The organism is Marinobacter sp. (assembly GCF_052094685.1).
GTDB lineage: Bacteria > Pseudomonadota > Gammaproteobacteria > Pseudomonadales > Oleiphilaceae > Marinobacter.
The window spans coordinates 1-9,926 of record NZ_JBQDKB010000116.1 but is presented as its reverse complement, the minus strand read 5'-3'; the positions used below and the strand labels follow the sequence as shown (position 1 = coordinate 9,926).

Below are 9,926 nucleotides of genomic sequence, written 5' to 3'. Positions count from 1 at the left end.
GTCTCACAAGGAAATCCAGGGTAGGTCGTCAGTGCCAGAGGTGGAGCATCGGTCGGTGCGTCTTCTCCGTCCATCTTGAACCTTACCGTAAGGATGTCCACAGGCTGGCCATTTATACCTCTGAGGCCAGGCACACTCACTATGTAGTCACCGCCTGGTGCTAAACCACCATCCGGGTTCAGGATTAAGGCTGTACCGTCAATTTCAGCGTTTAGCCCGTTCCCTACTGTTGTTTCGCCATCTGAAGTGCCGCCAGGGCCGGAGAGAGAAACGCCGTCAGTGACTGAGTCTGGGTCCAGTGGCTTATCAAAGAACAAAATCACCGGATCGCCAGGGCGCTGCATGGATTGGCGAGTGTTAGGAATGGCGTCTTCATCACCAGGCATCCAGCTAACCAGCGATGGTCCGGTTCTATCAATCTCGCGCTCGTCATCGGCGTCCAGTGCTGAGTCTACATCCGTCTGAGCTTCAAGATGGAACGCAATCGTAGAATCGGTGTATTCCTGGCCCAGCAGTGTCGGCTCCACCATGCCAATGGCATCTATGGTCAGTGTGCCATCCCTTACCAGTGCGATACCACGCAGCTCGACACCCATCAGATCCTGAGACAAGGCTGCGTTGGGCTGGGCCTCTTCCGTGTTCATGGACACATCCATAAACAAGGTGATTTGGCGCGGTGCATTAATGTCGTCGGTGTAGAGGTTAGGGCTGAGATAACCAGAAGCATCAGACAGCATCGTGATCTTAATGTCGCCTGTGGTCTGAAGCTCTTCGGTTTCTGCATCGAGAACAGGTACTTTTCCGCCTACCAGAACGTCCAGGCTGGTGCTGCGGAGTATGCTGCCTTTAGGAATTCTCAGAGGCAGAGCTTCGTCTGCTTCAAAGTCCGGCGCATAAGCGAGTTCAGCGAACATATCACCGGTTTGTTGAGATGGCCCGGCTTTGCCCTGAAGCACGGAGTTAAGCGTAACACCGTTAATTGGCTGGCCATTGAGAATGGATTTTATAGCCGCCCCCTCAGACATGCCGTTAGCCAGCCCGGAGTCAGTGGCTGTTTGTTTCAGAACAACGGTGGGCCCTGTCTCACGTGGGGTGAAATTGAATTCTTTACTGAAGCGGTTGGCCTCATCGGAATTGGTGAGGCTGACGACATCGGTAAATTTTACCGTGTAGGTCTCACCGCTGTTAAGGATATCGTCTTTGCTGCCGCATTGTTCCGGCTCGGGTGTAACGCATGGATCGATCGTGATCCGGTTACCCTTGGCCAGAACCGTTGAGGATACTGGTTGGCCGTCCTGGTCCAGCAGTTCAATAGAGCCACCCATGGCCTGCCAATTGGGATGCACGGGCTGGGTCATTGAAAAGCGGAAGGTAGAGAAGTTCAGGGCTTCAAAACTCTGGTCGCTTTGATCATCACTGGCAGGCACCTTCCAGGCTACACTGAATTCCTCCGCCGTGTTCGCCAGACCTGCTGAACCGGAATAGCTGCCGCGGGTTTCAAACTGAATGCCCGATTCGCCAATGTGCGCTGGCGTGTTGATGGTGCGGCCGCCCTCAGCCTTCAGGGGTTCCGAAAACGATACGGAATAATCAGAGCCGGTGCTCAGCGCTCCGTTTGTGTTTAACTTCAGGCTTCTGCCGCCATCGATAATGGAAATGTCGACCGGAATGTCTGTGCCGCCAGAAGTGCGAACTTTGATCTTGTCAGACAAAGTTGTGGCGTCTTCTGTCACAGCGTCAGAGAACCTGAGAACAATATCGGCTTTTGGGCTGACATCGTTTTGGTCATGTGCCGGATAAGAGTAAATCAGGGAACCCGGAGTCGCTTTTTCATCGATGCTCTGTTCATCCCCGCCACAAGCTGCAAGCAGCAGGGCCGGAATCAGTGCCAGGGTCTTGTTGTACTTCATGGCAAACCTCTCCTCAGAACTTCAGGGTAACTGAGCCGCTGATAACGTGGACATCGCCGTCTGCTGTTGCGGCCGTTTCATTGCCATCAAAATCTACCAGGGTAAAGTCGCGCTCTTGCAACTTCTGGTACTGATAGCCTAAATCAAGGCGAACAGGGTAGGCTAAAAGGCGGGTGCGGTCGTAGGTGGCGCTGATGCCCAAACCAACCACAATTTTGTCGGTATCCAGGTAGTTGATTTCCGGGTTGCGAGTGGTTTTCAGCGGTGACTCTTCATAGGCTACGCCGCCGCGCACAGAAAAGTTTTTGTTGAGGTCATACTCAGCGCCAAGGCGTGGGATTATTGTGTCATCGAACTGTATCCGGCTGGAAGCTGGGATAGTTGACTGATCTTTGATTGTATCGCCTTTGAATTCATCGGACAGCTCAGACCAGTTCTGCTGCTCAACGCTGCCACCAACGCGCCAGCCATCACCCTTGTACTGAGCACCAACGCCAAAGGTTTCTGGTTGGAAAGAGTCTATGGTGGATACGACCAAGCTTAGGCCTGGGTCTGGAATGGTTTGCGAAACAATGATATTTGAATCAACAGCTGTTGAGGCAGATGATTTAGTGCGATACGTGAAAGCCGTTTCCCAGCCCTGCAGGAAGCAGTTGCTTTCAGGGCAGAAGGTACTGCCTAAATCAACGGTGGTACCAATAATGGTTTTGACCTGTGGCTCAGCATTCACTGCCAAACGCTCTCGACTGGTTTCTCCGCCAAGCGTAGATACTGCATCGAGGTTGGCCGTTGCATCCAGAGTTATCCGGGCAGATACACCCACTGAAATGCCCCTCCATATAGGGGTGGCGCCGCCCAGGTTCAGAAATAACGGTTCTTTCCCATACTGCAGAAACTGCCCGCTGTTCGATGTCTGTGAATCAAACGCCAACATCTCCTTACCGTATTTTTCCACACCGGCAATGAAACCCAGGTAGATAGGGTGGCCAAAGCGAGTAAGGGAGCCCAGGTTGGTTTTCATGCCCACCAGCACGTGTTGGCTGGGCGAGCTGGAAACCACATCGCCACTGGCGTTCGGGTTTGCTGACCGTAGTTCCTGTTCGGCGTGCAAAATGCCAGTTGTCAATTCACCTCGATCATCCCGAGTGAGTGCAGCCGGGTTGTAGTAAGTGGCAGATACTTGGTCATTAAACATGGATAGGGATTGAGCGGTAGCTACGTCTATAGGCATTACGCCATAGGTTGTACCTATGTTGCCCATGCTAGCGGATGCAATACCACTAAAACCTACAGAGGCGGTGGCGATGGCAAGCGAGAGTGCCCGTACTGCGAAACGGGGGGAACCGAACATGGATGTAACTCCTGTTGTTTTTGTCTTTTATGTGGATCGAGCGTTTTGCTGCGCCACATTGCTAGGTATTAGTACGACTATTTCAGAGTGTAACGATCTTGTCTTTTTGGGACGTTGGCTTTAGCGACATAGACTTTCGTCGAAAAGAACACTCTTGTGCCTGTTTTGTCGTTGAGGGGGCTGACTTCCGTGGTTTTCAGGCGAATGCAGGGAGGGGGGTGGCAAAGACGACAAACCTTGTTACTTGCGTGGCTTGCCATCTTGCATAGGGCTTTGCAGATTCGGTTGAGGTTTATTTGTCGGAGAGGGCTCCGCAAGCTACTCTGTCTCCGCCACCGCCTAAGGGTTTGGGTTTGTCTGAGTAGTTGTCACCCTCGGCATGGATCATCAGTGCACGGCCTTCTAGGTCGTCGTAATCTAGATTCGTTGCCAATACGGGGGTTGCTGCCTTGCCGGACTCGTCAACATACAGTGCTGGTAAATCACCCGCATGGCCGTCTTTATAAGGGCCGTTGTGATCACCGTTGTCAGGATTGAAGTGTCCGCCAGCAGCACCCGCAAGAACCTCCTTGCCATCCTTTTCAGATGATTCGCAAGAGGCTTTTTCATGTACGTGAAAGCCGTGAAGTCCCGGTTCTAAACCTTTTAGCTTAGGCGTAAATAATACGCCGTCGTCGTGCTCCTGCGCATAGACAAAGCCGATGGAGTGGCCCTCCGTTTTTGCATCCAGCGCAAACATTTCGATTTCTTTAGTGTTGCCGCTGTCTGCCAGTGTAAAAGATGAGAGGGTTCCGGCGAGAATTGCAGCCAGGACTGCTGATTTTTTCATGAGATTGACCCCCTTCGGGTTAATGCATGCTCTGGCCAACGCACCTGAAAAGTGCGCGGTCAAAGACAGGTGTTTAACTGAGACATGATCTTTATCTGAAGGGGGAGAGGGCTCTCCCCCTTTTGTTCTCAGATGTTTGGTCGAGCTTAGTTTTACCGAGTCTCGATATTGCCTTCTTTGTCCGAGATAACGATCTCTACACGGCGGTTTTGCTGCCGGCCAGCGGAAGTATCGTTGCTAGCCACAGGGTATTGCTCGCCGTAGCCTTGGGTTTCTACCCGAACGCGTTCAATGCCTTGGGATACGAGAGCATCGCTCACTGACTGGGCACGGCGTTCGGACAGCTTCTGGTTATAGCTGTCTTTGCCAGTACTGTCGGTATAGCCCTCTACGCGAACTCTTCTGTCTTCGTACTCCCGCATGAATTGCGCAAGGCGTCCTATGGTCTGTTCTCCCGAGGATTTTAAGTCGGCTTTGTTAAGGTCGAAAAGAACATCGCCGAGCGTGAGCACCATGCCACGGTCGGTGCGTTCCGCCTGTAGCTCTTCCATTCTTTTGCGAAGCATTTCGGCTTCATTTCGAGCCTGAGTAGCCTCCTCGGAACTCTTGTTCAGCATTAGTTTGCGTCGACGCTCTTCGGCAGAGTTAACCTGTTCTTCCAGTCTTGCACGCTCGCCTTGCTCGCCGGCGATCTGTGCGTGGCGGTTCGCCAGGTAGGCCGCGTGTTCAACTCGGTTGGTGTCCTTGCCGTCTTTCAGCAGAGACTCTGCCCGGTTAAGTTCATCTCTTGCACTGCGCAGCTGACTGTCACCACTGCGAGCGACGTCCGGGTCGTTTTTGATTTTAGCGTAAGAGGCCCGTGCCTCGTTAATCATTGCGTTGTCTGGCGGTGTTGTGGCGCAGCCGGCGATCAGCATTGACAAGCTCGCAGCCACGCCCAGTGTTATGTTGCGTTTGTTCATAACAGTCTCCATACCAAATAGGGCGTTTACTGGCTTTGATTAAGTTCCTGGCGAAGAGATTCAATATTGTCATTGATCTCCTCAACAGCTAGCTTGGCTTTGGCGGTTTCCGAGCGGGCATCGGCCAGTTGAGCATCGACGGTTGCCTGCTCTAGTAGGCGTTCGGCCTCGGTGTACTTCTCCTGATCAATCAGGTTCTTCGCGTCAGCCAATTTGTTCTGAGCATCGTTGAGCAGTATTGGCTCATACTCTCGTGCATCTGCAGAAACAGCCTGTTGAAGGGAGTTTTGAGCGCTATTCAGATCAGAATCCGGCCGCTCTCCGGGGCTGGCGCAGCCACCGATGGTAAGAGCTATGCCAGCGACACCCGCGGTGTATAGCATCGATTTATGCTTATTCATGCATGATCTCCGTTCAGCGATTTATAAGCTCTGCAGGAAGAAAGTGTTGTCTGCACGAAACTGTCCTGCCATCAGGATTGATGCACTCTTAATGAACGGCAAGATATGCCGTAAAACTGCTGAGTGCCATGCGCACCTTAATTAAAGCGTAGCAGGCAGATGGCGATCAGCCATGACTCATCCGCAATAAATCTGCATTTGGAGCGTGGGTAAGGCAGCGGTACGTTGACGGTAGTGGTGTTTAAGTGTTTGAAATTCAGTTTTATCTGCGGCCCAAGAGAAATGTGAATAAGCTGTCATTATGATGGGTGATTAAAGGTTGAGTGGCGAGGGTTGGAGGCCTGATTCACAACGTACGAAATGTAACAAGACGCTGCTTTTGTCGCTTTCGATTGATGGCTACTCTTTTCGCCCTTTCAAAAGGCAGAGAAGTCTTAGCCGATACTGTCGGCTGGCGCCAAGCCTGCACCCTGTTGATCAGCCATGGAGCTGCCTGGCTCCCAAAGGCGGGCGGTTGGCGCTTGCAGCCAAGTGTTGAGTGTTATGCCAGGGAGGGTGTTAGAAGCGTTGTACCGATAAACAGTACCGATAAAAAGTGTACCGGTAATAAAAAGCCCCGGAAACCAGACGGCTCGGGGCTTTGTATGGTGGGCCTTGCTGGACTTGAACCAGCGACCAATCGATTATGAGTCGAGTGCTCTAACCAACTGAGCTAAAGGCCCGAAACTGTTTTTCTGTTTGCAAGTGGTTGTATTTTAACCGCTCCCCGTGAGGGGAAAGCAAAGCGGGCGCCATTATACCGATGAGGTAGGGCGCCCGCTACTGTTCTTGCGATTTATCCTTGGTTTCCCTGATCGTCAATAAAGCCGCGCAGGTGATCGGAGCGGGAAGGGTGCCTCAGTTTGCGCAGGGCCTTTGCTTCGATCTGACGAATGCGTTCACGGGTTACGTCGAACTGTTTGCCGACTTCTTCCAGCGTGTGGTCGGTATTCATTTCGATACCGAAACGCATACGCAGTACCTTGGATTCGCGAGCGGTGAGACCGGCCAGCACGGAGCGAGTAGCTTCACGCAGGCCTTCGGCCGTTGCAGAGTCTACCGGCGAGAGCGCCTGGATATCCTCGATAAAGTCACCCAGATGGCTGTCTTCGTCATCACCGATCGGCGTTTCCATGGAAATCGGCTCTTTAGCGATCTTCAGTACTTTGCGAATCTTATCTTCTGGCATTTCCATGCGCTCGCCCAGTTCTTCTGGTGTGGGCTCGCGGCCCATTTCCTGAAGCATCTGGCGGGAGATACGATTGAGCTTGTTGATGGTCTCAATCATGTGCACCGGAATACGAATGGTGCGCGCCTGGTCCGCAATAGAGCGGGTTATGGCCTGACGAATCCACCAAGTGGCATAAGTAGAGAACTTGTAGCCACGGCGGTACTCAAACTTGTCTACAGCCTTCATCAAACCAATGTTGCCTTCCTGGATCAGGTCCAGAAACTGCAAGCCACGGTTGGTGTATTTCTTGGCGATGGAAATAACCAGGCGCAGGTTGGCTTCAACCATTTCTTTCTTGGCACGGCGGGCTCGTGCTTCACCAATGGAGACGCGACGGTTGATTTCTTTAATGTCGGCAACGTCCAAGTCTACTTCAGTCTGCACATTTGTTATGCGCTTTTGAAGACGGACAATTTCGTCCATACGCTCATTGATAGCGGAGGCGTAAGGCTTCTTACTTTTGCCAATCTTCTCGCCCCATTCCTGATTGGCTTCGTTGCCGGGGAAGGATTTGATGAAGTCTTTGCGTGGCATTTTGCATTCGCGCACGCAGATTTTCAGGATCGCCCGTTCGTTCTCGCGCACCAAATCGTTGGTAGAGCGCACCACGTTGACCAGTTCATCAAACGCTTTGTTGTTTAGCTTAAATGGAGCAAACACCTTGCCCAGCTCGTTAAGAGCGGTTTGGGTTTTCTTGTCTGCGCGACCATGCTTTGCTAGCAGTTCTTCAGCATTGGTCAGTTTTTCCCTAAGTAGTTCGAAGCGCAGGCGAGTCTCTTCGGGATCTGGGCCGCTCTCTTGCTCTTCTTCCTCTTCATCCGAATCATCGTCCTCAGACTTGTCTTCGTCTGATGTTTCGGGTTTGGGAGGTGGTTCTGGCATGAACGGTTCAGCGCCGTCTGGATCCAAAAAACCGGTTACGATGTCGGTGATACGGCCTTCGTTTTCGATGATGCGATCGTATGCTTGGATGACCGTACCGGCGGTGCCCGGGAAGTGAGCAACGGCTGCCATAACATCGCGTATACCTTCTTCGATGCGCTTGGCGATAACAATTTCGCCTTCACGGGTCAGCAACTCCACGGTGCCCATTTCCCGCATGTACATGCGCACTGGGTCGGTGGTGCGGCCGGCATCGGATTCCACGGCGGCGAGGGCAGCGGCGGCTTCAGCGGCAGCGGCTTCGTCGGCAGTGGAATCGCCATCGGTCATTATCAGGGTATCGGCATCCGGTGCCACTTCAGATACCTGAATGCCCATATCGTTGATCATGCGAATGATGTCTTCGACCTGATCGGGATCGGCAATGTCTTCCGGGAGGTGGTCGTTCACCTCGGCGTAAGTCAGGTAGCCTTGTTCCTTGCCCCGTGCGATAAGGTCTTTCAAACGTGATTTCTGCGAATTGCCTGACATAGACACCCTGTGAACTCGCTTAAATAAGAAAAAATGAAACAGCCATTATAGCTGCCGCTCTAATGCTCTGCCACCGAATGGTTAGATGGTGATCAGTGCGCCAAGTTTCAAGTGCTGCTAATCCGGGGTACCCCCGCTTAGCTCTCGCAGCTCCTGCCGTTCCTCGGCGGTTAGGTTTGCGAAGTTGCGTAAAAGTGTAGCCAGCCTTTGCTGTCTTGATGCTTCCTCGTTGGGGCTGAGCAGCTCTCGTGCTGCGGCCAGAGTGCTTTCCCGGGTTGGGATGTGCTCAATGCCGTCAAACAAATTGTAGAACTGCTCACGCACTTGGCTATCCAACGCCAGTGCCGTTATAAGTGATTTCCGATCCCGGATCTCACGCTCTAGAATAAAACCGGCAAAATTTCTGGCCTGATTATACTGGCGAGAACTCCGTGCCAGCTCGGTAACGTCGCTGGCCAAGTCTGGAGCCTCAAGTAAGCCTAGGCACAAAATGCTGTCTTTGCTCAGCTTTACGTCGATACGTTCTTCAGTGACACGATCTCGCTTTCCGCCCTTCCAATTCCCCCATTGCTGGGGCTGGCGGTTTTGCCACTGATTGCGGCCTCCGCAAAGGCGGAGCATTTCGTGCCACATGGCATCCCGCAGGGTGCTTTTGGGCATTTTGTTCAGCAGCGGTTCCGCTCTGGCCCTAAGTTCGCCCCGGTGCTCTGGCAGTGTCAGATCCAGACCTTCGCTCTGCCTGTCAAACAGATACCGTGAAAACGGAGTGGCACCTTCAATGCGCTTCTTAAATGCTTCGGAGCCTTCTTTGCGCACCAGCGTGTCTGGATCTTCGCCCTCTGGGAGCATCAAAAACTGCAGATGTAAACCGTCTGCCATCAGCTCCAGAGCATTATCCATCGCGCGGTCCGCTGCTTTAAATCCGGCTTTGTCACCATCAAAACAAAAGACTGCATGCCGCACTTGTCTCAACAGTGCAGCCAGGTTGTCTTGGTTCGTTGCCGTGCCCAAGGTCGCGACGGCATAATGAATGCCGTGCTGGGCTAGGGCAATGACATCCATGTAGCCTTCAACTACAAGCAGCTTGTCTAGCTGTTTCAGGGCCTGTTTGGCTTCAAACAGACCGTATATTTCTCGGCTTTTGTGAAACACATCCGACTCTGGAGAGTTGATGTATTTTGCCTTGTCGTCGCCGAGCGTCCGTCCGCCGAAGGCTATGGTCTTGCCTCGGCTGTTGCGGATCGGGAACATTACCCGATTTCGAAAAAAGTCCCGCGGCTTGCCGTATTTGTCCGAGACGGTGCCGGTTTCAATGAGTGGCCCCTGCAGATCCTTGTTGGCAACATCGAACAAGGAGGTGCCTGCCGCTGGCGCATAACCCACCTTGTATTGCTGAATAATGCTGTCGTCCAGCCCCCGCTGTTTCAAATAATCGCGGGCGTAGGTGCCTTGCTCGCCTTGAAGCGATGACTGGTAAAAGCGACTGGCAAAATCCAGCGCGTCGGTCAGTGTTCGCGCCTGCTGGATTTCCTGCTTGGCCGCTTGGTCATAAGGTACTTCTAGCCCAGCTCTGCGGGCCAGTTCTTCAACTGCTTCTGTAAAGCCCAGGCCCTCAAACTCACGTATAAAACTGATGGCGTCGCCATGAACGCCGCATCCGAAACAATGGTAGAAGCCTTTGTCTGGCCTTACATTAAATGACGGCGTTTTTTCATCGTGAAACGGGCAGCACGCTTTATAGTTGGCGCCGGCCTTTTTGAGTGTAATGCGCGAGCCGATCAGCTCTGCCA

7 protein-coding genes and 1 tRNA gene are annotated in these 9,926 nt (G+C 52.8%); all 8 read right to left on the bottom strand.

Annotation, left to right across the window (positions count from 1 at the left end; genetic code table 11):
- Nucleotides 1-1,910: Ig-like domain-containing protein (locus ACTH3S_RS16525; protein WP_441810108.1), on the bottom strand; the 1,910-nt coding region annotated here is incomplete at its 3' end.
- Between the two features lie 13 nt (nt 1,911-1,923).
- Nucleotides 1,924-3,261: an alkane uptake protein AupA gene (aupA, locus tag ACTH3S_RS16520; protein ID WP_441810107.1), complete on the bottom strand. Its 1,338-nt coding sequence runs from the start codon at nt 3,259-3,261 to the stop codon at nt 1,924-1,926.
- Between the two features lie 292 nt (nt 3,262-3,553).
- Complete coding sequence (sodC, locus tag ACTH3S_RS16515; RefSeq protein WP_441810106.1) at nt 3,554-4,090, bottom strand: superoxide dismutase [Cu-Zn] SodC; 537 nt, start codon at nt 4,088-4,090, stop codon at nt 3,554-3,556.
- A gap of 152 nt (nt 4,091-4,242) precedes the next feature.
- The gene (locus tag ACTH3S_RS16510; RefSeq protein WP_441810105.1) at nt 4,243-5,052 is read right to left on the bottom strand and encodes an OmpA family protein; all 810 of its coding nucleotides are present in this window, start codon (nt 5,050-5,052) and stop codon (nt 4,243-4,245) included.
- Nucleotides 5,053-5,078: 26 nt separating this feature from the next.
- Nucleotides 5,079-5,453, bottom strand: a complete 375-nt coding sequence (locus ACTH3S_RS16505) for a DUF4398 domain-containing protein (RefSeq protein ID WP_441810104.1) — start codon at nt 5,451-5,453, stop codon at nt 5,079-5,081.
- A gap of 645 nt (nt 5,454-6,098) precedes the next feature.
- A tRNA-Ile gene (locus ACTH3S_RS16500) sits at nt 6,099-6,175 on the bottom strand.
- Nucleotides 6,176-6,288: 113 nt separating this feature from the next.
- Nucleotides 6,289-8,136 carry an RNA polymerase sigma factor RpoD gene (rpoD, locus tag ACTH3S_RS16495; RefSeq protein WP_441810103.1) on the bottom strand — a complete coding sequence of 616 codons (1,848 nt, stop codon included), beginning with the start codon at nt 8,134-8,136 and terminating at the stop codon, nt 6,289-6,291.
- A gap of 117 nt (nt 8,137-8,253) precedes the next feature.
- Nucleotides 8,254-9,926: DNA primase (gene dnaG / locus ACTH3S_RS16490; RefSeq protein WP_441810102.1), on the bottom strand; the 1,673-nt coding region annotated here is incomplete at its 5' end.